Origin of the sequence: Halarchaeum sp. P4, assembly GCF_051195175.1 — an archaeon.
Taxonomy (GTDB): Archaea; Halobacteriota; Halobacteria; order Halobacteriales; family Halobacteriaceae; genus Halarchaeum.
The window spans coordinates 163,920-190,550 of record NZ_JBNTKC010000003.1 but is presented as its reverse complement, the minus strand read 5'-3'; the positions used below and the strand labels follow the sequence as shown (position 1 = coordinate 190,550).

The following is a 26,631-nucleotide window of genomic DNA, read 5'->3' as shown; positions in this document are numbered from 1 at the left end:
GCCCCGGCGTCACTGTCGACGGCGTGGCGTCGATGACGACGCCCACGCCTACGCGGGCGCGACGGTGACGGTCACGGAGCGCGTTCGCGGGCCGTCACACTCGACGAAGAGCACGGACTGCCACGTTCCGAGGTCGAGTTCGCCATCGGAGACCGGGACGGAGACGCTTTCCCCGAGGAGCATCGCGCGCAGGTGGGCGTCCGCGTTGTCGTCGATGCGGTCGTGCGCGTACTGCTCGTCGTGTGGTGGCGACCACGCCGTGCCGAGCGTATCGGGCGGTCGCTCGTTCGGCCCGGAATCGGGACGCAGCGGACAGCCGGCGAGACTGGCTGTCCCGACGGCGCCGAGGAGGTGGAGGGCGTCGCGGCGAGTCGTGGGACCCATCGTTCACGACAGTCAGCCCCGGCGCTGAAAGGTGTTGCTGCAGATACGTTTCTGGGGCGGCCGTCACCGTGACGGGCGACGCGGTGCGCGTCGTACGGCCACCACGGCGTGACGGGGTGACGCGGCGATGTCCCGTGTCGGCGACACGACTTCTCTATGGCTGGCGTGTCCGCTGTCGTCCCTCGTGATCCACCGTCGGGTGTCAGTCGGGCGATGCCGAAACGCGGCTCAGGGCGACGTCTTTCGCGGTGGCGCGACGATTCGGCCGCCCCGTCGTGACGTCGACCCGCGACACCCACTTGACGCTCTCCCAGCAGTCGGTCCCGTCGTCGGTCGGGACGAGGCGAACCGGGCCGCCGTGCTCGACCGGGAGCGGGTCGCCGTCGAGTTCGAACGCGAGCAGGGCGTCCCGCGCGCGTTCGATGCGGAACGCGCTCGCGTAGTCGCCGTCCATCGCGTGCACGAGCACGTGTGTCGCGTCGTCGGCCGGTGTCGCCCGCGACAGGAGGGCCTCGACGCGAACCCCGCGCCACGAGAGGTCCCGTGCCTCCCATCCCTCGATGCAGGTGAAGTCGTCGGTGCGTGCGTCGTCGGGGAGGGTGCGTACGTCGTCTCGCGTGAGGGTTAGGGGCTGCGCGACGGCGCCGGTGACTCGGAGCTTCCACGTTCGCGTGTCGATACTCTCCGGGACTGGATGGGGCTCGAGGTCGGTCATCGTTCGGGGTCCGCCGGTGGCTCGCCGGGGGTGGTGCTACGCGCCGTGCCGGTATCGCTGTGGTCGCGAACACCTTCGGGTCGGCCACGGGTCGACGCCGCCGGCGTGCCTGCCTCCGACCGGAAGATGTTCGCGGCAACGCTTTTCGTTCGTCTCGTGGAATCGCCGATATGAGGCGCGTACACAGCCCCGCCGAAGCGGGCGGACGACCGCGATTGCGCTCGACGCCGAGGGCGACGACTGCCACCGAGAACGACCCAGTGCACACGGGCCCGCGGCGTGTGCAGGTTCGCTCACACTCCTGACTCATGGCCGACATACGCACGCTCGCCGACCTGGAGGGACAGCCCCACGCGAACGTCTTCCCGGACACGGAGCCGAAGACGGTCCGACTCACGCTCGAGGAGGGCGAGGCCGTCCCGTCCCATACGCACCCGGGACGCGACATCGTCCTCTATCTCGTCGAGGGGACAGTCGAGTTGGAGTTAGGAGAGGACACCCACGAGGTGAGCGCGGGTGACGTCGCTCGCTTCGACGGCGAACGGGACATCTCGCCGCGCGCGCTCGAGGCGAGCACGGCCCTCATCGTCTTGGCCCCTCGTCCCGAGGAGTGACGCCGGACGCGACACCGTCACGACGGCGTTGCCGTCGGCCCGCCGCGGGGCGCCACCCGTTGTCGCATTTCCTCCGGCCCCAAATATGCTCGCGCCACCCGCCCGTTCAGCGCCGCCCGAAACGTGGCGGACGGTCGAGTGGAGGCGTCGGCACGCGCGCTCACTCGACGCGCTCGACGTCGTCGCCGACGCTCAGCGTGCGGCCGCGGTCGGCCTCCCGCACTCGCGTGATGATCATCAGTGTGTAGTAGTGGTCGAACGCCTCCACGTCGGCCCACTCCGGGAAGGTGTTCTGGCGCTTCCGGATGAACTCCTCGCGGAACTCGGGAATCGGCTCGCCGGTGTCGGGGTCCCGTTGCGGGACGACACACCGCCCGCACGGTGTGACTCCCTCGAACCGCACGCCGTCGATTTCGAACCCGGGGGCGTCGCTCCCGACGAACCGGTCCTCCCAGAACGCGGGGACACCCGAAATCTCGATGTTGGCGCGGAGTCGCCGGCGCGCACTCTCCGGCGTCACGTCGTCGAACCACGACGCCACCGTCTCGATGGTGGCCGTGCTGATGACGGACGGCCCCATCCCGCGGCGGTCGACGAACCCCAGTTCGGTGTCGCGTCGCATCGTCAGCTCCGTCCCGAAGTAGTCACCGAACCAGTCGGCCGCCGCCTCACGGTCGCCCTCCAGGTCGAACTGCCGGCGCTCCCCGTCGGTGGTCTCGACCTGCACCTCGCTCCGGTTCGGGCCGAAATCGACATCGAGGCCGTGGACGCGGTCGGTCCGCTTCCCGTTGATGACCTCCTCCCCGGTGTCGAAGAGGGCGAACTCCCGGTCGTGTTCCAACGTGCCGCCGTCGAGAACGGCCGCGCTTTCGACGTCGATACCGTCCAGTCCCTTCACCGGATACACCCGAAGGCGTTCTACCTGCGCCATCAGTCAGACGTACTAGACTACGCCCCCATAGGGGTTTTCGCGAACGCCGTCGCGGCCGCACGGGACGGCCAGTCAGCAGGCGGGGCCATGACTTGAGTCCCGGAGCGTAACCCACGCCGCCCTCGGCGCCGTGGTTCCAGAACTTCCAGACGCCGAGCGCGACCGAGAGCGGAATCCACCCCGTCCTGGCCGCCCACGCGAGCAGGGTCAGCGAGCGGACGCCAACCGCGACGCCGCTCCACGCCACCGACGCAGAACTCGACGTCCGGAACCGTCCGCCGGCCGAGCGCCACGCACTCATCTTCGAGCGGTACGCCGGACTCGAAGCCGACGAGGGGTTCATGCCGGCGAACGACCACGACCCGAAACTCCTCTACCACCAGTTCAAGGCCGAGGCGGGCCCGGAGTTCGGCTGGGAATACCGAAAGCAGGAGCCGGGGTGCTCTGCGACCTCATCGGGAAAGCCGACGGGGAGTCGACAGGGGAGCCGGAAGCGCCGTTCTGACCGCGAGACCGTCGGTAGTTCCGGTGGCTCTAGCGGCGCCCCGACGGCTCCCGTCGTAACTGAACCCGTCTCGTGATTATGGAACGCCGTGAGAAGATATTTATCGAATTAGTGAGATGTACGGCCCGTATGCCCTCCAGCACACAGACGCGACGCGGCGTCCTCGCCGCCGCCGGTGCGACCGGAGTCGCGGCTCTCACGGGCTGTCTCGGTCGCGTCGTCGCCGGTGACGACCGCGTCTATCACCGGGACGCACCCGTCGGCGACGTGCGCGGCTCGTGGCCGACCTACCAGCACGACTTCGCGAACACCGGCACGACGGACGACAGTGGGCCGTCGGTGGACGCGACCGTCGAGGGCGTCGCGTCCGGGACGGCGGCGATCGCCACGTCCGTCGTGCTTGCTGACGGACGCGGTGTCGTCGGGTACAGTGACGGGAACGCGGAGGACGGCGCGTATCGCGGGTTCGAACTCGGTGAGTCGGACGCGTCGTGGACGGTCACCTATCCGCTGGGGAAGTCGACGCCAACGGTCGCCGGTGACGCGATGTTCGTCTCGACGGCGGAGTTCCTCGCGGCGTACGACGCCCGGCGTGGAGAGCTCTGCTGGCGACTGAACACGGGCGGCCTCGGTGCGGTGTCGAACGCGCCCGTGCTCGCCGCCGACACGCTACTCTCCGACGGCGGCGAGACGGTGTACGGCCGCGACCCCGAGACCGGCAAGACGCGCTGGCAGTACGAATCCGGACAGTCGGGCCCCGCACTCGTCGCTCGCGACGGCGTAGCGTACACAACCGTCGGTGCGGACGGGACGAGCACTGGCGTCGCCGCCGTCGACCCCGCGACCGGCGAGGAGCGCTGGCGGCGCGAGGGCCTCCCGCAGAGCGTCGCTCCCCTCGTCGCGGGCGACACCCACCTCTACTACGCCGCCCACCGCGGCGACGTCTACGCGCTCTCGCTCGCGGACGGGACGACGCAGTGGACGGCGACACTTCCGCTACCGGAGGACGGGAGCGCGTACCTCGCCGTTGCGGACGGACGGCTGCACGCCCAGTCCCCGGACACCACGCTCGCCGCCCTCGACACCGAGACGGGTGGCGACCTGTGGCGGCGGACACTCGGCGGCGAACCACACGGTCTCGGGCCACGACCGCCGGCCATCGCCGGCGACACACGCTTCGCGCTCGACGACGACGCGGTCTACGCGCTCGACGCCGAGACCGGCGAGACACGCTGGTCGCTCGCCCTCGATGTCGAACCGGGGCTCATGAGTGCGCCCTCGGTTCGCGACGACGCGCTCTATTACGCCGGCGTCGGCCGCGAGCACAGCGTTTTTCGTGTCGCGGACTGACCGCGACATCGCTCGCTAGGCGGGGAACGCCGCCGCTGGCGGCCCGCCACGAAACCACAATGATCTTGTAATGTGGATGAATAGATGAGGGAAGTTACTACTATATCGAAATATTTCCTTTCGCTACCGCCGTAACGCCGCGGCGCGGGAACGCCGGCGGATTCTCTCTCAAGACGGGCGCGGGTCGCCGCGCGCTCAGCGGTTGTCGTATTTCCAGGAGTCGATGGGGCCTGTCCACCGTCGACGCGGAGTTCGTGACCGGTGACGGAGTCGCTCGCTAGGGTCGCGAGGACGGTGGCGGCGTCGGCGTCACAACCGTTTTATCGCCGCTCCGATGCGTATGTGTATGGACGACACGACACACGCCACGGAGGGAGTATGGCCGAACTGAGCGCCGAGACGCGTGAGGCGGTCGACGCAGCGCGTCACGGCCTGCCCGACGACGTCGGCGGCGAGCGCGTGGTGTTCGGGTTCGACGGGTTCGTCGACCGGGTGCGGACGGTCGTCGAGGACCGCCACGGTCGGGCGGACTTCGACACGCTGGACTCGCTCTCCGAGCTGGGGGCACGCATCAGCGCGTCCGCGGCGTCGAACTCCTCGCTCTCCTTCGAGTGGCTCCAGGACGACCTGCGGACGGGCGGACACACCTGTCACCTCGCGCGTGCGTACGGAACGCTCGGCTACGACCCCGTGATGGTCGGGACGTACGGGACCCCTATCGACGACGTCTTCGAGGAGGAGTTCGCGGCGTACCCGATGCACTCGCTCGGGAGCCCGGGCTACACGGACGCTGTGGAGTTCGACGACGGCAAACTGATGCTCACCGAGGGCGGGAGCGGGACTACCCTCGACTGGGCGCACGTCCGCGAGACGGTCGGAGTCGAGACGCTCGCGGACTACCTCGATGGCGCGTCGCTCCTGGGAATCGGCTACGTGTCGTGGATTCCGTCGCTGCCGAGCGTCGTCGACGGGCTGCGCGAGGAGGTCTGGCCGCTGCTCGATGACCCGCCGGAGACGGTGCTGTTCGACCCGGCGGACGTCCGCCGTCTCGACGAAGACGTCGTGATCGAGGCGCGTGCCGCCGTCGAGCGCCTCGATGAGGTGGTGGACGTGACGGTATCGTCGAACCGCTTCGAGACGAAGGTGCTCGCCGAGCACTACGCCGGGCGCGCCGCGGAGAGCCTGCGCGAGGACGCCGAGCTCGTCGCCGCGACCCTCGACGTGTCGCGCTTCGTCGGCCACGGCCTCCACGAGTCCGTCGTCGTCTCCGAGGAGACGCACGCCGTCCAGAACCCGGTCACGGACGACCCCGTGCTCACCACCTCCTCGGGTGACCACTTCAACGCTGGACTCGCCCTCGGCCTCCTCTGCGGTCTCGACGACGCGGCGGCTGTCGTCGTCGGCAACGCGCTCGCCGGCGTCTTCGTCCGCACCGGCTCCCCGCCCGCATACGACGACGTGCGCGCGTTCGTCACCGACTACGAGGCGAAGTTCGAGGCGTAGCCCGGGTGCGACACCCATCCGGCGCCGTCGCGTGGTACTCCTTCCGTCTCTTTACGTGCCAGCAGCGGATTGACCCGCCTAGAGCGACTGCTTAGTCACATCCTCGTGTAGTCGTTTGGCACGTCATGTTCCGTATTGTGTCGACGAGCAGGAGGAGAGCGTCAGCTCGAGCCGCCAATCTACGGTCTCTCTACGAGGTTCATCGCGCCGGCACTATATTCTGCGTAGTATCTCTAAGCAGTAATACTGAACAGTCTGACTGAACAGACGACATGTGTTGCTGGTTTAGGCAGTCGAGCGGCGAGGGGCGATACCGTCGCGGGCCACTCCACCTACGCGACGGCGTCGCCGTCCTCGCGGGACGATGTGGCTACCCCAGTGTGGTCGGCCCGCCGCTCACGCCTCGTGGAAGGTCACGCGCGTGATGGACAGTGGGTCGACCGTAACGGTCGCCGTATCGTCGTCGACGGCGAGCGCAGACTCGGTCGGCGTGACGTTCTCGGGGTTCTCGAAGGTGTTCTCCGCGTCCATCTCGGGGCCGGAGAGCACCGTCGTCGTCGCCGACGCCGCCTCGAACGACCCATCAAGTTCAATCGTCGTCTCGATCGGGCCCGCGGTGACGTCGCGGTGAATCAGGTCGACGACCACGTCGCCGTCGTCGGCCGTGCGAACCGCCATCGGGTCGAGCGCCGGCGCGCCGTCCACCGGGTCGAGTTGGCCCATCCAGCGGTTCGTGTCGGTCGCGAACGCCGTCTCGGTGTCGTACGTCGGGCACGCGAGCGAGACGGGGAGCGCCTCGCCGTCGAAGAGCGCCGACCCCATTCCGTGGTAGTAGTGGCAGGGGTGGCCCCAGACGCGCTCCTTGTGCTTCTGGATACCCCCACCATGATTCCCGAGGCCGGAGTGCGTGATCATCTCCACGAATCCCTCGGAGCGAATCGCCTCGTGGACGAACGTCGCCGCGTAGAGCGCCTCCGAGATCGACGCGCTCGTCGGCACCTGCACGTCCTCCTCCTCGGGGAACGCGAAGAACTGCAGTTCCGTCAGCGCGAGCTTCGGGTCGTCAATTCCGGCGGCGCGCATCCGTGCTTCGAGCTCGTCGTACTCGTCCATCACGGACGACGCGAGCGCCATGTAGGCGTTGAACAGTTCCTCGGAGTCGTCCTCGGGGCCGACGCCGCTCCCGATGAGGACGTGGTCGGTGATCCATCGAACCTGTTCGGGGACGCGCTCGAGGAGTGGCTCGTTCCAGTCGGTGAGGCGGTTCCCGCAGGCCAGACACTCGATGGAGTCGTCGACGGCGGTCATCGCCTCCCGGAAGCGCTCGAAGCGGTCCGCGTTCCCCTCCGGCGTCGTCCACGAGACCTGCCACTCCCCGTAAATCTCGTTCCCGATCTCCCAGTAGGTGACGTCGTAGGGTTCGGGGTGGCCGTGTTCGGCGCGGAGCGCGCCCATTTCGGTCTCATCGGGGTCGCCGTTGCAGTACTCCACCCACTTCGCGGCGTCCTCGGCGGTGCCGCTCCCGGCGTTCAGGCAAATCATCGGCTCGCAGCCGACGGCCTCGCAGAACTGGATGAACTCGTGGGTGCCGAAGAGGTTCGACTCGACGCCGTCCCACGCCGGGTTCGGTTTCGTCGGGCGCTCCTCGATTGGGCCGACGCCGTCGCGCCAGTCGTAGCCGGAGACGAAGTTCCCGCCCGGCCAGCGCATGAGCGGGAGGTCGGCGTCGCGGAGTAACTCGACGAGTTCGGGGTCGGCGGTGTCGACGTGGTCGTCCGGGTAGAGCAGGAGTCGATCGAGGACGACGTGCGCGGTCTCCGCGGCCGTCACGCTGCACGCGTAGAGAGCGTCCGCCGAGTCGTCGACGTCGTCGGGGAGGTCGAGTTCGAACGCGACCGTTTCGTACGTCTCACCGACGTCGATGGTCGTCGCCGCGAGTTCCTCGCCGAGCGTGCCGTCGGCCTCGACTTCGTGGAGTGCGACCGAGAGGGTCGCCGGGTCGACGCCGCGCGCCGTGAGTGTTCCCTCGAAGCCGGTCGTCCGATGGAGTGGGAGGTAACACCACTGTCCGAGGCCGCTCGCCTCGGCCGGCGCGTCGATTTCGAGGCGCTGGGCGCGGTCGCCAGCGGTCCCGACGTCGGGGCTCGTCCGGACGGCGTCCTCATCGCCGACCGGGAACCACCAGAGTGCGGTGCCGTCGCGATAGGCGTCGTGGAGGCGCTCGGCCTCCGGGAAGTCGTGGACGTCGACGTAGCCCTCGATGCGCTCCTCGATGACGTCCGGGTCATGGACGGCCGGGCGGCCGCCATCAACGGCGTTCCCGTGCCGCTGGAACTTCCAGCCCGCGAACGTCGCGTTGTGGAGCGCCTGTGCCTCGAAGGCGTTCTTCGCGTTGAACGCCTCGTCCATCCCGACCATGTAGAGGTGTTCGCCGAACTTCCCGAAGAGCTTCGGGTCGACGTGCTGGCCGTCGTCGGCCGCGGTGTCGACGCGGACGGTCGCCTCGCCGTCGTCCGACGGCTCGTGTGTCGTCAGTGACTGCATCCGTCCGACGCTGTCGACGAACCGACACAAATAGGTTCGCCTACCATCACGGACGTTCGTGATGTCTATGGGAACCCCTAAGTGCATCCTGTCAACAGAGAGCGTATGGGACAGACGACTCACAACTATTCGGACGACACAGTCATCGTGACCGGCGCGACTTCCGGCATCGGCCGCGAGGTCGCGCGCCGCTTCGGCGAGGCGGGCGCGACCGTCATCAACGCCGACCTCCGCGAGACGCCGAAGGAGGACGATCTCTCGACGCCGACCCACGAACTCATCGAGGACGCCGGCGGCGAGGCGGAGTTCGTTGAGACGGACGTCTCCGACCCCGACCAGGTCGCGGCCGTCGTGGAGGCCGCCCGCGAGTTCGGTGGCGTCGACGTCATGGTGAACAACGCCGGCATCTATCGGGAGGCCGCCATTACCGAGACGGAGAGCGCCGCCTTCGACCAGGTGCTCGACATCAACGTCGGCGGCGTCTTCGCCGGCTGTCGGGCGGCCGCCCGCGACATGCTCGACCGCGGCGTCTCGGGGAGTATCGTGAACACCGCCTCCATCAGCTCCGAGTACGCACAGACTGGCCACTCGATGTACGATGCCTCGAAGGGCGCGGTGATGATGCTCACGCGCGTCGCCGCGACCGAACTCGCCCCCTACGGTATCCGCGTGAACGCCGTCGCGCCCGGCATCATCGAGACGACGTTCGGCGAGGGCAACCCCGATATCGGCGGCGAGCGCGAGGAAACCTTCATCGTCGACGACGCCGACCTCCCTGACCCGAACACGACGGAGCCGAACTGGAACATCCCGATGGACCGCCTCGGCACGCCCGAGGACCTCGCGGGCGCGTACCTCTTCCTCGCCGGGGACGACGCCGAATACGTCACCGGCCACCTCCTCTACGTCGACGGCGGCTACCACGTCGTCTGACCGACCTCCCGCTTCTCCGGTTGCCCCTTCCCCACCCGATGGGTTCGCCCGCTTCGAGACGGGCGTGATTACAGAGATTCAAGGAGAATGCCTGACCCTTTAGGGTCAGGATGAATCCGACAATAATCTTCACCAGCCACCGACGATAGCACGGTCCGATATTCCAATTGTTTCTTAAGATAGCGTACTCAATTACATTTGTAATGGTCACGGTGACTATCACCGCGAAGTTCCACAACCCATCCCTCTCACGGCGCAAAGAGTGGCAACACGCCACTCGACTCTACCGCAACACCAAGCAGTTCTGTATTGATGGATGGGAGAACGGCGACTTTGATAAATCCGTGACCACAGCCAGCATCGACAACGACCTCTACTCGGCCATCCAGAACCAAGCCATCCGAGAGGCGAAAGCCGACCACAACAAGGACAGAGAGGTTCGCTACCGAGAGAGTCACCCATTCGCTGTCAATAACCAGAACTGGGACATCGACACGACCGAGAACGATACTGTCGTCGTCGGTTTCCCGTGCATCTCCCAATGGTGGTACACGCCTATCGACGTGTACGATGACATTGCCGACCCTGTAGACCGACTGGTCGAAGGGGATGCTGATAAGACCCGTCTACAGGTCTATCGTCGCGGAGACGACTGGTTCTGCACGTTCAATATCAAGTACGACGCAGACACATCAGGTGAGACACCTATCGGTGTCGATATTGGCGAGCGGCATATCCTCGCAGCGACGGCCTACGGTGAAGACGAGTCGATGCTAGTATCGGGTGGTGAGGCGAAGTACGTTCGGCGCAAATATCGTTCCCTACGCGAGTCGCTTTCGGAAGCGGGTGCGCTTCGCGCACGTAACCGTGTGGGTAACAAAGAACAGCGTCGAATCAAGGACTTGAACCACACACTCTCCCGTCGCCTCATCACGTTCGCGGAACAGTTCGAAGACCCAGTTATCAAACTGGAAGACCTCGAAGGCATTCGCGAGAACAGTTCATGGTCGGGCGTCCACTCGTGGCATTTCCACCAACTCCAACATTTCATCACGTACAAAGCCGAGCGGGCTGGGATCCGCGTCGAGAAGATTGACGCCTACCAGACCAGTCAGGAGTGTTCGGCATGTGGTTCGATGGGAACCCGTGATGGCGACCACTTTTCGTGTTCGAGTTGTGGTCGTGGACGCCATGCCGACCTGAACGCTTCAGAGAATATTGCACAACGGGAGGGAGAACCATGCACGGCGTAACAGTTCGGCTGACGCGACCCGTGCTCCCTCGCTGGTTGAATACCCAGCCGTCTTCGACGCCCGCAGATTGCGGGGAGGAAGGCCCCATTGACAGGGCTGTACGCGCTGTAACGCACACCGTTGGTCACAACTCGGTGGCAACCTTCGACGGGTCACGCGAAAGCGTACTTGAACCCCGAGGAAACGCGCAACCTGAATATCCACTTCGTGGATTCCCGCGTCTTTAGGCGCGGGAGGATGTCAAACACGCCTGTGCCACCGAACGCCATAAACGAACAGGGCTCGTCGCGTGAACGGCGCCCGGCCGAGCGGATACTTTTGCTGACATCCCTACTACGTTAAGAGCGTTCAGTGGTACGATGCCGGTAGATGAGCGCGTTGAACGAACGGCTACGGGACGGACACTCGCTCCTACAGGGGCGGGCGGTTCGCATCCCGCTGCCCGATGCCGAGGCGGAGCAGCACTGTCGCGAGGAGATGTGTCGGACGGCCGAAATCGAGGAGCGAAAGTGCGAGTTGCTCGACGACCCGGACGTTCCGGTGGCGGAGGCCTACGAGCACGAGCAGGCGGGGTTGCAGCAGTGCTTCACGGCCCATCTCCAGCAGGTGGCTGGCGAGGACTACTACGACGCCGCGGCCGCGTATCTCGACGGCGAGCGTGACGACCGGGTCGGCGCGCTCGCCGCCTACTACCTCGAGTGCGACTTTCGCCTCCAGGAACGCTACACGGTCGACGAACAGGTCTCGGTCTTCCTCGTCCTCCGCTACCCGGACTGCTTCACGGTCAACCTCGGCTTCCACACCGGCGTCGTCACTGGGGAGGGTGTTCGATACGAGTCGGCCGTGCACGCCGACACCGACCTCGACAGGCGCGGTCAGGAGCAGTATTACGCGGACTGCCGGTACTCACAGCACGAGGCCGCGTGTTACCTCCGCGAGCGTATCGACTGTATCCCCGCTGTCTTCCCCGACCCGGAGACGACTCCCACGGACGAACGCCGGTACGGCGGCTTCGTCCACATCACCGGCCGCCACGGCCAGGTTTTCACGGAGGTCCTCGACGCCGTCGCTCCCTCTCCCGACCGGTTCGACGACGCGACCCACACACCGGCAATCGTCGCGGAGGGCCCGGAAGCCCGGCGCATCAAGCGGGAGTTCCTGGACGACGCGGCGACGTAGGCACCCCGTTCGCGTCGCGACGCGCCGAGCGTCGGAACGACCTGCGGGGTACACGAACCCTTTTCGTGTTGACTATCCACACGATATCTATGCGTGTCACCGTCATCGGCGCCACTGGACACATCGGCACCTATCTCGTGCCGCGACTCGTGCGGGCCGGCCACGACGTCGTCGCCGTCAGTCGCGGGGAGCGCGACCCCTATCGGGACGACGGGGCGTGGGCGGACGTCGAGTCGGTCACGCTCGACCGGGACGCCGCCGAGGAGCGCGGCGAGTTCGGCGACGAGATCCTGCGGACCGACCCGGACGCCGTCGTCGACCTCATCTGCTTCGAACCGGAGAGTGCCCGCGCGCTCGTCGAGTCGCTCCGGGGCGAGGTCCGACACCTGCTGCACTGCGGGACGGTCTGGGTGCACGGCCCGAGCGACGTCGTGCCGACCACCGAGGACGAGCCGCGGACGCGCCGGCCGCTCGGTGAGTACGGGCGGAAGAAGGCGGACATCGAGGAGTACCTGCTGGACGAAGCGCGGCGCACCGACTTCCCGGCGACCGTCCTCCACCCGGGGCACATCGTCGGGCCCGGCTGGGCACCCCTCAACCCGGCCGGCAACTTCGACACGGACGTGTTCGCGCGTCTCGCACAGGGCGAGGAAGTCGCGCTCCCGAACTTCGGGCTCGAAACCGTCCACCACGTCCACGCCGACGACGTCGCACAGGGCTTTCAGCGCGCGCTCGAGAACTGGTCGGCGGCCGTCGGCGAGGCCTTCCACGTCGTCTCGCCGCGCGCGCTCACGCTCCGTGGCTACGCCGAGGCCGTCGCCGGCTGGTTCGGACGGGACGCCGACCTCACCTATCTGCCGTTCGAGGAGTGGGCCGAGCGGCCCGAATACGACTCTGACGCCGTCGACGCCACCGAGGAGCACATCCGCTACAGTCCGAACGCGAGCATCCGGAAGGCACGCGAGGAACTCGGGTACGAGCCACGCTACACGTCGCTCGAAGCGACCCGTGAGGCGGTCGAGGCGCTCATCGAGGCCGGCGAAATCGACGTCGACGGGTAGGCCGACCGCCGCTCGACGGCCTCCGAATCCGTCGCACGGGCCTCGGCCGACGCGGTCGATTTGTGGGGCCGTGTACACCCTCTCGGATCAACGGAGTTACACTAATTCTAGATAATCATAATGTTTATACAGAACAGAGTGAACGATTAGGGTGTGACAGAGGATACCGAAGAGCACGAAGAAGTGGTGGAGAGCGGTGGGACGTCACGGCGGACGTTCCTGCAGGCGACTGGGGCACTCGCGGTCGGCGGGACGCTGTTCGGGAGCGTGGACGTCGCGGCCGCCGAGGACGTCGAGACGCTCGTCGAGCAGATGTCCCTTGAGGAGAAGGTGAGCCGGACGCACGGTGCCGACGTCGGTCCGGACGGTATCGCTGGGAGCATTCAGTCCGTCTCGACCCTCGACGTCCCGCAGTTGAATATGGCGGACGGCCCGCCCGGCGCGTCGCTCGGCGAGCCGACGACGGACTTCCCGCATCCGATCGCGACGGCGGCGACGTTCAACCCCGACCTCGCAACGCAGGAAGGTCGCGCCATCGCACGCGAGGCGAAATCCGGCGGCGTTGAGGTTCTCCTCGCGCCGTCGATGGACATGGCGCGCGTCCCCCTGCACGCCCGCCACGGCGAAACCTACGGCGAAGACCCGCACCTCGCCGCCGAGATGGCCAAGTCCTACACGGGCGCCGTCCAGGACGAAGGCGTTATCGCGACGCTCAAACACTTCGTCTGCTACAACCAGGCCAGCACCACCGGCCCCGTCCTCGACTACTTCTCCTACTCCGAGCACGACGTCCGGGTCGGCGAGCGCGCCCGCCGCGAACTCTACTACCAGCCGTTCAAGGCCGCCGTCACCGAAGGCAACGCCGGCGCGGTCATGCCCGCGTACAACAAGATCAACGGGACGTTCTGCAGCGAGAACGCCGAACTCCTCCGCGACGTCCTCAAGGGCGAGTGGGACTTCGACGGCTTCGTCGTCTCCGACTGGGGCGGCACCCACAGCACCGCCAAGGCCGCGCAGAACGGCCTCGACGTCGAAATGCCGTCCGCGAACTACTTCGGCGACTCGCTGAAGGAGGCCGTCCGGAACGGCGACCTCGAGGAGTCGGTCGTCGACGAGATGGTCGAGCGCGGCCTCACCTCCCAGCAGGAGATCGGCGCGCTCGGCGGCGAGCGTGAGGGCTCCGAGCCGGTTCGCGGCACCGAGGAGCACTTCGAGCTCGCCCAGCAGATCGCCGAGGAGGGCACCGTCCTCCTCCAGAACGAGGACGACCTCCTCCCGCTCGACGGCGACGAAATCGACGAAATCGCGCTCGTCGGTCCGAACCCGGACGGGTTCAAGACGAGTGTCGGCGGCAGCGACCACATCAACGCCATCCGCCGCATCAGCCCCGTCGAGGGTCTCGAGGCCGTCGCCGGCGACGACGTCACCGTCACCACCGTCTCGACCGACCGCTCGCGCCTCGTCGAGTCCGAGCACCTCACGCCCGCGTCGGGCGACGGCTCCGGGCTCACCGCCGAATACTTCGCGAGCGAGGACTGGTCGGGTAGTCCCCTCAAGACGCGCGTCGAGGAACAAGTCGACCTCACCGGCGGCGAACTCACCAGCCTCGATGCGGACTCCGTGCGCTGGACCGGCACGCTCACCGCGCCCAGCACGGGCACGTACGGCGTCTCGGTGACCAGCCAAGGTCCGGGCCGGCTCTACGTTGACGGCGAACCGGTCATCCGCAGCGAGGGTGGCGGCTTCTTCGGCCCGAAGACCGAGGAGGCGAGCCTCGAACTCGAGGCCGGCGAGACCTACGAGATTCGCGTCGAGGCCGCGGGCGGTCCCGCCTCCCTCTCGTGGAACCCGCCGGAGGCCATCGCGGACGCCGTCGAGGCCGCCGAGTCCGCCGACGTCGCGCTCGTGCTCGCACAGACGGACACCTTCTACGGCGACGACCGCCACGAGTACGCCCTACCGGGCAACCAGCCGGCACTCGTCGAGGCCGTCGCCGAGGCGAACGACGACACGGTGCTCCTGCTCAACACGGAGGCGCCGGTCGAACTCCCGTGGGTCGATGACGTCCCGGCCATCCTCCAGGTCTGGTTCCCCGGCCAGGAGGGCGGGCGCGCCATCGCCAACATCCTCTTCGGCGAGGTCACCCCCTCGGGGAAGACGCCGGTCACGTACGGTGCGACCCTCGAGGACTACCTCCCGCAGGAGGTGACGTCGCTCCCCGACGGCGCGCGCGGCTATCCGGGTATCGACGGCACGGTCTACTACGACGAAGGGGTGTTCGTGGGGTATCGGCACTTCGACGAGCACGACGTCGAGCCGGTCTTCCCGTTCGGCCACGGCGAGTCCTACACGGAGTTCGCCTACGAGAACCTCCGCGTCACGCCGAAGGTGAAGAACACGCAGAAGAAGACGGTGAAGGCGAAGCTCCAGGTCACCAACACGGGCGAGCGCGCTGGTGCTGAGACCGTTCAGCTCTATGTCCATGACACCGAGGCGAGCGTCGAGCGCCCGCCGAAGGAGCTGAAGGCCTTCGAGAAAGTCCACCTCGAACCCGGCGAGCGGACGACCGTCACCTTCGAACTCGCTGAGGACGCCTTCGAGTTCTTCCACCCCGACGAGGGGTGGACCGTCGAGGACGGCGCGTTCGACATCCTCGTCGGCAGCTCCTCGCGCGACATCCGCCTCTCCGAGGACATCGAAGTCCGCAGCCCGAGCGCGGGACGCGGCCGCTCCGACTCCGCGCCCGGCCACGCCGACGACTGACCACGGTCACGCGTCCTCCTTTTTCGCGGTCGCGACGGCGCTGTCCCCGAACCGAATTCTCCGGCGCGGTCAAACACGCACTTTCGTCTCGGCCAGCCTCTTAGTGCGTGGCGCCGTGCGTCCGCGTATGGAGCGACGACTGTTCGTCGCCGGCGTGTGTGCCGCACTGGCCGGGGGTGCGGGCTGTACGATTCGGCAGTCCGACGCCGCGAAAACCGGGTCAACGACGACTGCCCGCCCGCTCTCCGCGTACGACTGCCCGCCGCACGACCGGCACGCCGAGCCGATCGTCTGCTCACACACCGTCGATACGGATTCCGCGAGCGTCTACCTCCTGCCGTCGGCGTCGACGGCCGATGCCGCGACGGGAGTCGAGCTCACCCTCCACAATGACTCGGCGAGCGCGCTCGAGTTCAACCCGTATCAGTGGTCGGTCGTACAGCAGGACGGCGCGGCGTGGACGCCGGTCGAGAAACGCATTGCCGGCGACGGCCGCGTCGTCCTCGACCCCGGCGAGACCCAAACGTGGACCTTCGCGGACGTCGTCGGCTTCATCAACGACAGGTTCCTCATCGACCCTGGCACCTATACCGCCAGCATCGGCGTCCCCAACCCTGATGGCGACGACTGGCTCCGGTGTCTTGCGCTCTTTCGACTCACCTGACCCGTGCGGTCCTCGTCTCGAACACCCTCGCCGTTCTCGACGCCGCGCACGTCGGCGGTCGCCCCGGTGGCCTACTCGTCTCGCTGCCAGCTTTGCAGCCAGTCGGAGCGATAGAGGACGAAACCGACGACGGCAGTGATACCGACCGTCAAGGCCGTGGCACGGAACCCCGTCGGGTCGGGGGCGAACAACGGACCGAGCATCTGCCCCGTGAAACTGCCGACCAGTAGACAGAGCGCGGCGCGGAGCACGGGGCGGTTCATGTGTACACGAGCGCGCTTCCCCGAATAGGTCTTCTGGAACGCCGCAGACGTACACCGACCGGTCCGTCGCGTCTCGAATTGGCGGCTGGCGTCGGAGTCGTGGTACTAATCGATTCGGTCCGCTCTCCGGTAGGTAGAGTGATTAGTTTACGGTCGTGGGGTCCGATTTGCAGGTATGGAGTGTCCGGACTGCGGTAGTTCGCAGGTCTCGCAGGAGATGGGGCCGGGATGGGCGCCGTCGACGCAACTCGTTGACGCGCTGACCGGCGTCGAAGAAGGCGACCACGTCGTGTTCACGCATCAGTGTTGGACGTGTGGCTGGAGCGAAGACCGCCACGTCGCGGTGACGGCCATCGAGACGGACGCGGGCGACCCGGAAATCGTCGAGCGGCAGCATCGACTCGGCGAGCTCGTGGACGAGCTACAGCAGATCGACGACGAGACGCTCGAAAACGTCCTCCGCGACGTTCGTCGACGGCGGCAGTCCACGGACGACGCGACGGCAGAGACCGACGGAGCGGAATAGTGGTGTCGGTGGTGACGGGCTGTCAGCCCAGAACGTCACTCGGTGGCCGGCGCGAACACACCCACCGACCGAGAGCGCGGTCTTTAGTGCCCAGAACGAAGAAAACCGCCGCGTTCCGGCCTTAGACCTGGGTGAACGTCCAGAGCTGGTGGGCGCCGCCGTTGTCCGTCCACTGCTGGACGTTGTCGCCGTTGGCAGTGCCGGCGTTGGCGACCTCGGCGACCTTGCCGCTGTTGGCGTTGGTGAGGCGGAACTGGCCGTTGCCGACGTCCTCGATGACCCAGTCCTGACAGCTGCTCCCGGTGTCGGCGTACTGCTGGATGTTCGCGCCGTCGCTCGTTGAGGCGCCGGCGACTTCGAGGAGTTTGCCGCTGTTGACGTTCGAAATCGTGTACGTGCCGTCGCCGTTCGCGCTCACGGACCAGTCCTGACACGTGTTCCCGGTGTCCGTGTACTGCTGGACGTTCGCGCCGTCGCTCGTCGAGGCGCCGGCGACCTCCATGAGGCGACCGCTGTGGACGTTCCGGACGTGATAGGTACCGTCCGGGAGCGCGCCGCGGTCGTAGCTCGAGCGGTTCGGGCGCGGACTCTGCGAACTCGGCGTGCCGGTGCGCGCGACGACGGGCCAGTCGTCGTCGGTCCACTGGATGCGATCGAGCATCATGTAGCGCGTCTCGTCGCTCGACGTCGCCTCGACGTGATACACCATCCACCAGTCGCCGTTCGCGTCCTGAATCGCGTCGTTGTGTCCGGGGCCGGTGAACTGGGAGTCGCTCGAGAGCACTGCGACGCCGCTGTGGTGGCTGTTCAGGTCGCGCAGGTCCGTCCCCTCGCGGTTGTAGTAGGGTCCTTGGAGGCTCTCGGCGCGGCCGACTTCGACCTCGTAGGTGCTGTCGGAGCCCTCACAGCAGTGGCCGGTCGAGTAGAAGAGGTAGTAGTAGCCGTTCTCCTCGACGATCATCGGCCCTTCGCGTTTGTCGCCGGCGAGGTGGAAGGTCGTCCCGGAGACGTAGTCGGCGCCGTCGCTGGTGAGTTGGACGCCGTAGATCCCGTACCAGCTTCCCCAGATCATGTAGGGTGTGCCGTCGACGACGCGGAACTCGGCGTCGATGCAGTTGGTCATCCCGAGGTCGTTGGCGCGGAAGACCGGCCCCTGGTCGGTGAACGTGTCGTCGGGGTTGGCGGCAGTCGCCAGCCCGATGCCGGGGTTGTCGCTACTCCCCCACTTCGAGTAGGAGTAGTAGAGGTGATACTGGCCGTTGTAGTAGTTGATGTCCGGCGCCCAGACGCCCGCGTCGTCGCTTCGCCAGTCTGGATAGCTGTCGAGCGCGGAGTGGGTGTACGTCCAGTCGACGAGGTTCGTCGATTCGGCGACGGGAACGATGTCGTTCGGCGTTTCGGTCCCGTAGGCGTAGTAGGTGTCGCCGTCCTGAATGACGGAGACGTCGCCGAACCCGACCGGTCCGACGGGGTTGTGGTAATGTTCGGAACTTGAGTCGGCTGAGACAGTGTTGCTGATGCCGAGTCCGCCGGCCGCCGCGAGAGTTCCTGCACCGATTGTTTTGAGGATACTTCGCCGATCGACCTGCTCGCTGCCGTGGTTGTCAGGCATGCGACTAGTGGTCGTGGGCATGTAGTAAATTATTTTCCGTTATAGAAGTTCGGGATGCAAGAACAGTAGTTCAGTCGGCAGCCCACGAACAGAAGCCGGACCGGCGCGTGAGGCCCTCGGAACCGCGTCACGCGGCGACTCCTTGCCGGTCGCCCGCCGGGCAGATCGTAGCAAGTCTTACATTTTGAGGCGTCGGAGGGGGCACTGGCGCTGCCTGTGTATCGGCCGTAGAACGCCCCCGACGTTCGCGCCGGGAATCCGTCACGCGAACGCCAACAGCCGTCTTCTGTAACCGTACAGGGCGTGAAACCGGGTGTGAGACTGTCTGTTACCCGAACAGCCGTTCGATGAGGCTGCGCTCGTGTGGCCGTTCGGCGAGCAGCACCGAACAGTCGATGTCCTCCGTGACGTCCGTGACGACCGAGCCACGGAGCAGTCGCGGGACGAGTCCCTGCTCGGTCGCGCCCAGGATGACGAGCGAGTGGTCGGCCGCGGCGTCCTCGATGGCGTCCTCGACGTCGCCCGAGACGACACGGCGGGACGCGTCGTCGAGGCCGTGGTCGGCCGCCCACGCCTTGAGGAACGTCTCGCCGGCATCGACGTCGTCGGCGACGTGGAGGAGCGTCACGTCGGCGTCGTACTCCTCCCGCAGCATCGTGGCGACTTCCGCGGAGAGGTCGGAGTCCGGTCCGCCGGCGGTCGGCACGAGGACCCGGTCCGGGTCGAAGCCCCGGTCCTTGAGCAGCAGGAAGTCACACGGGAGCCGGGTCGAGAGGTCGTCCAACCCGCTCTCCGCACGCCCGGGCGACCGGTGTGCGTCCGGCCCCCACCCCATCACCACGAGGTCGGCGTGATGGGATTCGGCCACGTCGAAGATCTCCTCGTACGCCTGATGCGAGAAGACCGTCTTCGTCTCGACGTCGACGCCGAACGTCTCGGCGTCGCGACGCGCGTCCTCGAGGATGTCGCGGTGGCCCGCCTCGACCGTCTCGGGGTGCTCTGCGGCGTACTCGAGCGACGTCTGGTCGGGCACGGTGACGATGTGGACGGCTTCGACGATTCCATCACGTTGTTTGGCGGCGGCGCTCGCGAGCGTGATCAGCTGTTTTTCGTGCTCCGGGTTCGCCAGCGGCACTAGCACGCGATACCGGCCGCCCTCCGGCTGGACGCCGGCCGCGGCCGAGACCGCGGCGTCCGGCATCGCCTCGCGGCGCGCGAGGATGTACTCGGAGAGCGCACCGGTGTGGGTCGTCCGGCTTCGCGCGTAGCCGAGATACCACACGACCGCACCGACGGTAATCGCCAGCCCGAGGAGGATGACGAACGGCTCGATGAAGACGATGAGTGCGAACGACACGAGCGCACCGACAATCGGCGTAATCGGGTAGAGCGGCACCTGAAAGTCCGGGTCGTATCCTTCGACGTCGCTCTCGCGCATCACGATGAGTGCGATGTTCAACAGCCCGTAAATCACGAGATGGAGGACGCTGCCGAGTGTGGCGAGCGTGTTGACGTCCGCCAGCAGGATGAACGCGAGGATGAACCCCCCGGTCAGCGCGATCGAGCGATACGGCGTGCCGAAGCGCGGATGCACCTCGTTGAGGTCGGGCGTGACGATGCTGTCCCGGCCCATCGCGAAGTTGATTCGCGAGGACGCGAGAATACTCGCGTTCGCACTGGAGGCAGTCGCGAGCAGGCCGCCGATGACGAGTGCGACCGCACCTGCCGGCCCGAGGATGAGTCGGCCGACTTCGACGACGGCGATCTCGTCCGGACCGAGACCGGCGATGAAGCCGCGCTCGACGGCCGCCGCCATCACGATCAGGACGAGCGCGTAGATGACCGTCACGAGGAGGACGCTCCCAATGACTGCGCGCGGGAGGTTCTTCCCGGGGTTCTGGATCTCCTCGGCGACGCTCGTGATCTGGACGAAGCCGAGGTAGGAGACGAAGATGAGGCCCGTCGTCGTGAGCATCGGCGACAGCCCCTTCCCCGCAGGGAGGTTCGCGGGGTCGGCACGGAGCGAGCCCGCGACCGTGAAGACGGCGAGGATCGCCACGAGGAGGATGACGATGACGTTCTGGAGGCGCCCCGTCTCCTTCGCGCCGACGTAATTCACCATGACGAAGAAGGCCGCGCCGAGCAGCGCGATCAGCTGCACCCACGACATCGAGAGCGGCCCCAGCGCGATGGCGCCGCTGACGCCGATGATGTTCGCGATGTACTGGCCGAACCCGGCCATGTAGAACGCGCTGGCGAACGCGAGTCCGAGCCAGTTCGACCAGCCCGCGACACTCCCGAAGAGCGGGCCGAGCGCGCGATTGACGTAGTAGTACGCGCCCCCGGACTTCGGCATCGCCGTCCCCAGTTCGCTCGCGGACAGCGCGGTTAGCAGCGCGATGCCGCCGCCGAGAACGAACGAGACGACCGCGTGCCAGCCCGCGCGGGTAATCGCCGTCCCCGGGAGGACGAAGATACCGGCGCCGATCATCGTCCCGACTCCGATGGTCAGCGCCGCCAGCGGCCCGAGGTCCTTCGCGAGCTCTTGGTCCTCGCTCATGCTTCGGAGTCGTCCGCAGTCGTCTCTCCGCTCGCTCCGTCACGACCGTCGTCGTCCACATCGGGGAGCGAGACGACCGGCCGGTCGAGCTCGGTGACGAGACGAAGTGCGACGTCGCCAGACAGGAACTGCGTGAGTCGGCTCCCGCCGCGCGGACGGAACGCGACGGCGCTCGCGTCGAGGTCGTCCGCGACGTCCTGAATCGCGGCCACGACGTCACGTCGATAGGCGACGTGGTCGTCGGCGTCGGGGCAGACCTCTCGGAACGCCGCGAACGCGTCCGCCGCCAACTCCTCGGACTGTTCGACCGGCGTCTTGTCCGGCACGCCCTCGCCCTTCTCGACGACGTGCAGGGCCGTCACGCGGTCGAACGCGTATCTCGTGAGCGCCTGTGCTGTCGCCCGCGCGTCCTCGGGGTTCGCGACGGGAACGAGAAGATGTGCGGTGAGCGACTCCCCAGAGTCGCCGTCTGTCGATTCCATACCCGGGTTCATTCTCTCGATGCCATAGTAGTATGCGATACCGATCAGCCGGTATCATCTCGCCATCGTGTTTCGGCTATCCCGCCGCACGACCGGTCGTTCGCGTTGCCGAGGCCGACCCGTCAGTCGAGCGGGTCTTCGAGGTTCCCCATGACGGTCTCGAGCGCGTCGGTCGCGGTGAGCAGGCCGACGACGTCGCCGTCGCGGAGGACGAGCGCGATTTCCTGGTCCTGAGCTTGGAACTGGTCGAAGGCGTCGCTGACGCTCGTGTCGGCGGCGAGCGTCATCGGCGGCGCCGCAATCTCCTCGAAGGACGTCGTGCCGTCCTTTAAGCCCTCGTAGTGGTCGATAATCGAGGGCGCGTAGACGATACCGTGGAAGTCCGTGAGGCTCTCACCGACGAGCGGGAAGCGCGTGTGCGGGCTGTTCTGGATTCGATCGAGGTTCTCCCTGACGGATGCTGAGACGGATATCGAGACGATGTCGTCGGCGGGCACCATAATCTCGCTAATCGCGAGTTCGTCGGCGTCGAGTGCGTTCATCACCTCCTCGCGGCGCTCTTCGGGAAGTTCGCCGCGCATGAGCAGTGAGTCGAGACGGTTCCGAAGGTCGGCACGCGACTCCAGGACGTCCTCCTCGGTTTCGAGCCATGCGCCGGTCATCTCGACGCCGAAGAGTTTCAGCGTCGCCTTCGCGATGGCGTCCCCGAGCGTGATGACCGGGGAGATGAGCCAGTTGAACCAGTAGAGCGGCGTCGCCCCGTACCGACAGACGGTTCGCGAGCGCTCGACGCCGAGATACGTCGGCGTCTGCTCGCCGTGCGTGAGATGGAGGAGGTTGATGATGCCGAACGCGAGAATCGCGCCCGCGCCGACTGTGGCGAGCGCCGTCCCCGCGAAATACGGCTCGAAGAGCGCGGCGAGCGCGGGCTCGGCGACGATACCGACCGCGATACTCGACGCCGTAATGCCGACCTGGCACGTCGTCAGGTAGATTTCGAGGTCGTTCGTCATCTCCCACGCGCGCTCCAGGGCGGGATTGCCGTCGACGAACTCCGCCTCGCTGAACTGGCGAGCGCGCGTCAATCCGAACTCGATCGCGACGAAGAACCCGTTCGCCAGAATCAGGCCGACGCCGGCGAGTATCCGGAGACCGATTTCGAGCGGCGTCATCACGGTGGACATACCGAGAACGGCCGGAAAAAGGCGATGGGCGACGTGGCACCTGGGCTGGGCGACGCGCCGTCTCGTCGACAGCGTCGCCCGGCTGTCGGGACTACGGACGACGCTCACCCCCGAAGCGAGCGTCGGCGGCCGTCCTCCCAAGACTATTCTCGCTCCGAGACTGACGGTGGAGGTAGATGAAGAGCTGGCTCCAGCGACATCAGGTCGCCGTCTACGCCGTCGCCGTCCTGCTGGCAGTCGGCGTCAGCACGGGGCGGCCGGCGCTGGCGACGTCGCTCGACGCGCTCACGAACCCCGTCTTGGCGGTGCTCCTCTACGTGACGTTCCTCGAAATCCCGTTCGTGCGGTTCCGCCGCGCGTTCACGAACGCGCGGTTTATCACGGCGGCGCTCGGGATGAACTTCCTCGTCGTCCCGGCCGTCGTCTGGGTGCTGACGCGCGTCCTCCCGCCCGACCCGGTCGTCCTCGTCGGCGTCTATCTGGTACTGTTGACGCCGTGTATCGACTACGTCATCACGTTCACCGCGCTCGCCGACGGGGACTCCGAGCAACTCGTCGCGACGACGCCCGCCCTCCTGCTCGTCCAACTCCTGTTACTCCCCGTCTACCTCTGGCTGTTCGTGGGACGGGACGTCGCGACGATCGTCGAGGCGGGCCCCTTCCTCGAGGCGTTCGGCTTGCTCATCGCGCTCCCGCTCACGCTCGCGTGGCTCACCGAACTCTGGGCGGGGCGCTCGGCGAGCGGGCGGACGTGGCAGGCGGCGATGGGCTGGTTGCCCGTCCCGATGATGGGTGTGACGCTGTTCGTCGTCGTCACCTCACAACTCCCCCGTATTCAGGAGTCGGTCGGCCGGATTCTCGTCGTCGTCCCGGTGTACGTCGCGTTCCTCCTCGTCATGCCGGTGCTCGGCCGGCTCGCCGCCGGCGTGCTCCGGATGGACGTCGGCGAGGGGCGCGCGCTCGTGTTCACGTCGGTCACCCGGAACTCGCTCGTCGTCCTCCCGCTGGCGCTGGCGCTCCCGCCGGGCTACGAACTGGCGCCCGCCATTGTCGTCACCCAGACGCTCGTCGAGCTGTGTGGGATGGTCGTTCTGACACGCGTCGTCCCGGAGTGGCTGCTCCCGAGGCCGCCGACGCCACCCGGTCTCGTGGACGGACTTCGCGGCGAGTGAGTCCCCGTACTACTTTGCGACGGCGAGCGAACATTCCGCTATGGACGAGGCAGCGGGACTCTCGATCGCGTACGACGAGCACGACGACGTTCGGGAGATCGCGGACCGCATTCAGTACTGCGTGGAAAGCATCAGTCTCGCGTTCGACGGCTGGGACGAACCGCGGATGCGCGGGCCGGGACTCTACTTCGTCATCGTCGCAGGGACGTCGGTCGCGGACTACGCCGACCCGATGGGGGCGAACCGCTGGCCGGTCGAGGAGTGTCGCTCGGTAACCGCCGACCTCGATGAGTTCTTCGACGCCGCCTCCGACGTCGCGGTACACTGTGACGGCGCGGTCATCGTCAGCGTCGACGGGACGATTCTCCCGCAGATGGTCCGGATGAAGGATCTGACCGGCGAGGAGCGAGCGGCGACGGCTGACGAGCAACTCGACTACGCGGACTGGATGGGCGCGCGACACATGAGCGCCATCGACACCTCCGTTCGCGACGAGGTCGTGTTCGCGATTACGCTGAGCGAGGAGACGGGCCGCGTGACCGTCTTTCAGGACGGCGAGTACGAGGACTGGTCACGCGAGCAGCTCGGGGCACCGTGGCGCAACGACTGAGAGCCGTCCGGGCCGAGTCGGACTGACCCGCCGGACACGCTTCTAGAAGGAGGCGGACTCGACCTGCTCGGAGCCACAGTTCGGACAACTCGGTCGCGTCTCCGTCGGCTCCGACGCCTCCACATCGAAGTGTGTCTGGCACTGGCCGCACCGATATGTCCGCGCCGTGTCGTCGAACGCCCGCTCGAGGAGCTCCCTGAGCATCCCGACGGGCCATTGACACGCGGGTCACTTAGACGCTTTCGCCAGCCGATTCGGGGGCCGTCGAGCGTCAGGACTTCCAGAACGACGGGGTGAGCAGCACCAGTACAGGGACGATTTCGATGCGGCCCACCCACATCAGAATCGTCATCATCACTTTCGTCGTCGCCGCGAACCCCTCGTAGGACCCGTAGGGGCCGGCGAGGCCGAAGGCCGGCCCGATGTTGAAGAAGATGGACGCCGCCGCGCTCATCGCCTCGAACTCCGAGAGCGCCAGCCCGACCCGTGAACTATCGGCCGCGACGACTGCAGCGGTGAGCGCGAAGAAGACCAGACTGACGAGCGTGTAACTGTAGACGTCCGAAATCGTACTCTCGTCGATTACTTTCCCGTTGACCCGAACGGGGCGGACGAGCTCGGGGCGGACGCTCTTCTCGAGGTCGCGGCGGAAGCCCTTGAGGACGACGAGCCAGCGGATGACCTTGATCGAACAGGTCGTGCTCCCCGCCATCCCCCCGAAGAACATACAGCCGAAGAGGATGTGGCGGGCGAACGGCGGCCACGTGTTGAAGTCGACGGACGCGTAGCCGGTCGTCGTGATGATTGACGTCACCTGGAAGGTCGCGTGGCGAACCGTCTCCTCCGAGAGGACGAACGCGCTACTCGCGACGAGCGACGCGAGGACGCTGACAGTGAAGACCCCGAGCAGGAAGAGGTAGAAGTGGAATTCGTCGCTCCGCTTGAGCGCCTCGAATTCGCCTTGGAGGACTTCGTAGAGGAGGATGAAGCTCGTGGCGCCGAGAATGAGGAAGGGGATCGTCGCCCACTGGACGGCCGCGGAGAACGCGCCGAGGCTCTCCGCTTCCGGGGAGAAGCCCGCGGTCGAGACGCTCGTGAGCGCGTGCGCGACGGCGTTGTACGGTGTCATGTTCGGTGCGACGCCGGCGAGGTTGAGGCCGAGGAAGACGAGAATCTGAAGGGCGGTGAGTGCGGCGTAGAGCGAGAAGATGAGACGTGCCGTCTCCGAGATGTGTGGCGTGAGCCGATGGACGTCCTGAAGCTGGGATTCGCCTTCCATGAGTTGTGCGCCACCGACGCCGAGGCGCGCGAGAATCGCCGTCGCGAGCACGAGGATGCCGAGGCCCCCGAGCCACTGGAGGAGTTGGCGCCAGAGGAGAATCGCCCGACTATGGACACTGAAGTCGACGAGAATCGTCGCGCCGGTCGTCGTGACGCCGCTCATGCTCTCGAAGAGCGCGTTCACGGGCGTCCCGAGCGCGCCGCGGCCGGCGATGACGAAGGGGAGCGCGCCGACGAGTGCGACCGAGAGCCACACGAGCGACACTATCAGGAACGCCTCGCGACGCCCGATCTCCTCGCCGGCGCGGAGTTGTTGGAGGAGGAAGCCGGCGGTCCCGGTGAGGACGAGCGGGACGAGGAACGGGACGACCGTCGTGCCGTCGTAGAGGGCGAGAACGAGTGGGACGAGAAGCGGGAGCGTCAGCCACTTCAGCACTGTTCCGACCTCCCCGACGCTCGTTCGCCATCCCACTCTCACAGCCATTGATGTAGGTGGGCGGAACGTTCGTCGGTGAACGGTAAAGCATCTCCGTCTTCTGTCG

At 66.9% G+C, this 26,631-nt stretch carries 23 protein-coding genes; 13 read left to right on the top strand and 10 right to left on the bottom strand.

The features are described 5' to 3' along the window. Positions 1-48 precede the first annotated feature (48 nt). Both ACQUS8_RS11990 and ACQUS8_RS11985 read right to left on the bottom strand, forming a co-directional pair. A complete protein-coding gene (locus ACQUS8_RS11990; protein ID WP_435101340.1) occupies positions 49-384 on the bottom strand; it encodes a secondary thiamine-phosphate synthase enzyme YjbQ in 336 nt (111 codons plus the stop codon). A gap of 202 nt (positions 385-586) precedes the next feature. Continuing rightward, positions 587-1,099 (bottom strand): molybdopterin-dependent oxidoreductase, encoded by a 513-nt coding sequence (locus ACQUS8_RS11985; protein ID WP_435101338.1) that lies wholly within the window; start codon positions 1,097-1,099, stop codon positions 587-589. Positions 1,100-1,407: 308 nt separating this feature from the next. On the opposite strand from ACQUS8_RS11985, the gene ACQUS8_RS11980 reads away from it, so the two are divergent. Further along, positions 1,408-1,713 (top strand): cupin domain-containing protein, encoded by a 306-nt coding sequence (locus ACQUS8_RS11980; protein WP_435101336.1) that lies wholly within the window; start codon positions 1,408-1,410, stop codon positions 1,711-1,713. Between the two features lie 160 nt (positions 1,714-1,873). On the opposite strand, the gene ACQUS8_RS11975 is transcribed toward ACQUS8_RS11980, so the two are convergent. After that, complete coding sequence (locus ACQUS8_RS11975; protein ID WP_435101334.1) at positions 1,874-2,644, bottom strand: MOSC domain-containing protein; 771 nt, start codon at positions 2,642-2,644, stop codon at positions 1,874-1,876. A gap of 173 nt (positions 2,645-2,817) precedes the next feature. Between ACQUS8_RS11975 and ACQUS8_RS11970 the strand changes: the two genes are divergently transcribed. From ACQUS8_RS11970 to ACQUS8_RS11960, 3 genes are all read left to right on the top strand, one after another. Beyond that, positions 2,818-3,225 (top strand): DUF2249 domain-containing protein, encoded by a 408-nt coding sequence (locus ACQUS8_RS11970; RefSeq protein WP_435101806.1) that lies wholly within the window; start codon positions 2,818-2,820, stop codon positions 3,223-3,225. A gap of 53 nt (positions 3,226-3,278) precedes the next feature. Continuing rightward, on the top strand, positions 3,279-4,499 hold the full coding sequence (locus ACQUS8_RS11965) for a PQQ-binding-like beta-propeller repeat protein (protein WP_435101332.1): 1,221 nt from the start codon (positions 3,279-3,281) through the stop codon (positions 4,497-4,499). A gap of 387 nt (positions 4,500-4,886) precedes the next feature. After that, positions 4,887-6,002, top strand: a complete 1,116-nt coding sequence (locus ACQUS8_RS11960) for a hypothetical protein (RefSeq protein WP_435101804.1) — start codon at positions 4,887-4,889, stop codon at positions 6,000-6,002. A 396-nt stretch (positions 6,003-6,398) separates the two neighbouring features. Here ACQUS8_RS11960 and ACQUS8_RS11955 read toward each other — a convergent pair whose 3' ends face one another. Then, positions 6,399-8,546: an alpha-L-arabinofuranosidase C-terminal domain-containing protein gene (locus ACQUS8_RS11955; protein WP_435101330.1), complete on the bottom strand. Its 2,148-nt coding sequence runs from the start codon at positions 8,544-8,546 to the stop codon at positions 6,399-6,401. Positions 8,547-8,651: 105 nt separating this feature from the next. Between ACQUS8_RS11955 and ACQUS8_RS11950 the strand changes: the two genes are divergently transcribed. The 6 genes from ACQUS8_RS11950 (at position 8,652) to ACQUS8_RS11925 (ending at position 16,399) form a co-directional block, all read left to right on the top strand. Next, a complete protein-coding gene (locus ACQUS8_RS11950; protein WP_435101328.1) occupies positions 8,652-9,479 on the top strand; it encodes an SDR family NAD(P)-dependent oxidoreductase in 828 nt (275 codons plus the stop codon). A 203-nt stretch (positions 9,480-9,682) separates the two neighbouring features. Next, on the top strand, positions 9,683-10,732 hold the full coding sequence (locus ACQUS8_RS11945; protein ID WP_435101326.1) for an RNA-guided endonuclease TnpB family protein: 1,050 nt from the start codon (positions 9,683-9,685) through the stop codon (positions 10,730-10,732). A 369-nt stretch (positions 10,733-11,101) separates the two neighbouring features. After that, positions 11,102-11,911 (top strand): hypothetical protein, encoded by an 810-nt coding sequence (locus ACQUS8_RS11940; protein ID WP_435101324.1) that lies wholly within the window; start codon positions 11,102-11,104, stop codon positions 11,909-11,911. 89 nt (positions 11,912-12,000) lie between these two features. Next, positions 12,001-12,972, top strand: a complete 972-nt coding sequence (locus tag ACQUS8_RS11935; protein WP_435101322.1) for an NAD-dependent epimerase/dehydratase family protein — start codon at positions 12,001-12,003, stop codon at positions 12,970-12,972. A gap of 153 nt (positions 12,973-13,125) precedes the next feature. Further along, positions 13,126-15,735, top strand: coding sequence for a beta-glucosidase (locus ACQUS8_RS11930; protein WP_435101320.1), 2,610 nt, complete (start codon positions 13,126-13,128; stop codon positions 15,733-15,735). A 127-nt stretch (positions 15,736-15,862) separates the two neighbouring features. Beyond that, positions 15,863-16,399, top strand: coding sequence for a hypothetical protein (locus ACQUS8_RS11925; RefSeq protein ID WP_435101318.1), 537 nt, complete (start codon positions 15,863-15,865; stop codon positions 16,397-16,399). A gap of 71 nt (positions 16,400-16,470) precedes the next feature. Here ACQUS8_RS11925 and ACQUS8_RS11920 read toward each other — a convergent pair whose 3' ends face one another. Then, positions 16,471-16,662 carry a hypothetical protein gene (locus ACQUS8_RS11920; RefSeq protein ID WP_435101316.1) on the bottom strand — a complete coding sequence of 64 codons (192 nt, stop codon included), beginning with the start codon at positions 16,660-16,662 and terminating at the stop codon, positions 16,471-16,473. A 175-nt stretch (positions 16,663-16,837) separates the two neighbouring features. Between ACQUS8_RS11920 and ACQUS8_RS11915 the strand changes: the two genes are divergently transcribed. Next, the gene (locus tag ACQUS8_RS11915) at positions 16,838-17,188 is read left to right on the top strand and encodes a hypothetical protein (RefSeq protein WP_435101314.1); all 351 of its coding nucleotides are present in this window, start codon (positions 16,838-16,840) and stop codon (positions 17,186-17,188) included. Positions 17,189-17,309: 121 nt separating this feature from the next. Here the strand turns inward: ACQUS8_RS11915 and ACQUS8_RS11910 are convergent, their stop codons facing one another. From ACQUS8_RS11910 to ACQUS8_RS11895, 4 genes are all read right to left on the bottom strand, one after another. Continuing rightward, positions 17,310-18,800, bottom strand: a complete 1,491-nt coding sequence (locus ACQUS8_RS11910; RefSeq protein ID WP_435101312.1) for a family 43 glycosylhydrolase — start codon at positions 18,798-18,800, stop codon at positions 17,310-17,312. A gap of 328 nt (positions 18,801-19,128) precedes the next feature. Next, complete coding sequence (locus tag ACQUS8_RS11905) at positions 19,129-21,360, bottom strand: amino acid permease (RefSeq protein ID WP_435101310.1); 2,232 nt, start codon at positions 21,358-21,360, stop codon at positions 19,129-19,131. Beyond that, positions 21,357-21,842, bottom strand: coding sequence for a universal stress protein (locus ACQUS8_RS11900; protein WP_435101308.1), 486 nt, complete (start codon positions 21,840-21,842; stop codon positions 21,357-21,359). The genes ACQUS8_RS11905 and ACQUS8_RS11900 overlap by 4 nt, the downstream gene beginning before the upstream one ends. A 122-nt stretch (positions 21,843-21,964) precedes the next feature. Next, a complete protein-coding gene (locus ACQUS8_RS11895; protein ID WP_435101802.1) occupies positions 21,965-23,014 on the bottom strand; it encodes a CNNM domain-containing protein in 1,050 nt (349 codons plus the stop codon). Positions 23,015-23,202: 188 nt separating this feature from the next. On the opposite strand from ACQUS8_RS11895, the gene ACQUS8_RS11890 reads away from it, so the two are divergent. Both ACQUS8_RS11890 and ACQUS8_RS11885 read left to right on the top strand, forming a co-directional pair. Beyond that, on the top strand, positions 23,203-24,198 hold the full coding sequence (locus ACQUS8_RS11890) for an arsenic resistance protein (protein ID WP_435101306.1): 996 nt from the start codon (positions 23,203-23,205) through the stop codon (positions 24,196-24,198). Positions 24,199-24,238: 40 nt separating this feature from the next. Next, positions 24,239-24,808 carry a diadenylate cyclase gene (locus ACQUS8_RS11885; protein WP_435101304.1) on the top strand — a complete coding sequence of 190 codons (570 nt, stop codon included), beginning with the start codon at positions 24,239-24,241 and terminating at the stop codon, positions 24,806-24,808. Positions 24,809-25,079: 271 nt separating this feature from the next. Here the strand turns inward: ACQUS8_RS11885 and ACQUS8_RS11880 are convergent, their stop codons facing one another. Then, a complete protein-coding gene (locus tag ACQUS8_RS11880; protein WP_435101302.1) occupies positions 25,080-26,573 on the bottom strand; it encodes a TrkH family potassium uptake protein in 1,494 nt (497 codons plus the stop codon). Positions 26,574-26,631: the final 58 nt, after the last annotated feature.

Bases quoted from the DNA above. Each gene is read 5' to 3' on its own strand.
- ACQUS8_RS11985 (WP_435101338.1), bottom strand. From the start codon at position 1,099: ATGACCGACCTCGAGCCCCATCCAGTCCCGGAGAGTATCGACACGCGA.
- ACQUS8_RS11935 (WP_435101322.1), top strand. From the start codon at position 12,001: ATGCGTGTCACCGTCATCGGCGCCACTGGACACATCGGCACCTATCTC.
- ACQUS8_RS11890 (WP_435101306.1), top strand. From the start codon at position 23,203: ATGAAGAGCTGGCTCCAGCGACATCAGGTCGCCGTCTACGCCGTCGCC.
- ACQUS8_RS11880 (WP_435101302.1), bottom strand. From the start codon at position 26,573: ATGGCTGTGAGAGTGGGATGGCGAACGAGCGTCGGGGAGGTCGGAACA.
- ACQUS8_RS11975 (WP_435101334.1), bottom strand. From the start codon at position 2,644: ATGGCGCAGGTAGAACGCCTTCGGGTGTATCCGGTGAAGGGACTGGAC.
- ACQUS8_RS11900 (WP_435101308.1), bottom strand. From the start codon at position 21,842: ATGGAATCGACAGACGGCGACTCTGGGGAGTCGCTCACCGCACATCTT.
- ACQUS8_RS11940 (WP_435101324.1), top strand. From the start codon at position 11,102: ATGAGCGCGTTGAACGAACGGCTACGGGACGGACACTCGCTCCTACAG.
- ACQUS8_RS11885 (WP_435101304.1), top strand. From the start codon at position 24,239: ATGGACGAGGCAGCGGGACTCTCGATCGCGTACGACGAGCACGACGAC.
- ACQUS8_RS11910 (WP_435101312.1), bottom strand. From the start codon at position 18,800: ATGCCTGACAACCACGGCAGCGAGCAGGTCGATCGGCGAAGTATCCTC.
- ACQUS8_RS11950 (WP_435101328.1), top strand. From the start codon at position 8,652: ATGGGACAGACGACTCACAACTATTCGGACGACACAGTCATCGTGACC.
- ACQUS8_RS11905 (WP_435101310.1), bottom strand. From the start codon at position 21,360: ATGAGCGAGGACCAAGAGCTCGCGAAGGACCTCGGGCCGCTGGCGGCG.
- ACQUS8_RS11925 (WP_435101318.1), top strand. From the start codon at position 15,863: ATGGAGCGACGACTGTTCGTCGCCGGCGTGTGTGCCGCACTGGCCGGG.
- ACQUS8_RS11990 (WP_435101340.1), bottom strand. From the start codon at position 384: ATGGGTCCCACGACTCGCCGCGACGCCCTCCACCTCCTCGGCGCCGTC.
- ACQUS8_RS11915 (WP_435101314.1), top strand. From the start codon at position 16,838: ATGGAGTGTCCGGACTGCGGTAGTTCGCAGGTCTCGCAGGAGATGGGG.
- ACQUS8_RS11955 (WP_435101330.1), bottom strand. From the start codon at position 8,546: ATGCAGTCACTGACGACACACGAGCCGTCGGACGACGGCGAGGCGACC.
- ACQUS8_RS11965 (WP_435101332.1), top strand. From the start codon at position 3,279: ATGCCCTCCAGCACACAGACGCGACGCGGCGTCCTCGCCGCCGCCGGT.
- ACQUS8_RS11945 (WP_435101326.1), top strand. From the start codon at position 9,683: ATGGTCACGGTGACTATCACCGCGAAGTTCCACAACCCATCCCTCTCA.
- ACQUS8_RS11980 (WP_435101336.1), top strand. From the start codon at position 1,408: ATGGCCGACATACGCACGCTCGCCGACCTGGAGGGACAGCCCCACGCG.
- ACQUS8_RS11920 (WP_435101316.1), bottom strand. From the start codon at position 16,662: ATGAACCGCCCCGTGCTCCGCGCCGCGCTCTGTCTACTGGTCGGCAGT.
- ACQUS8_RS11895 (WP_435101802.1), bottom strand. From the start codon at position 23,014: ATGACGCCGCTCGAAATCGGTCTCCGGATACTCGCCGGCGTCGGCCTG.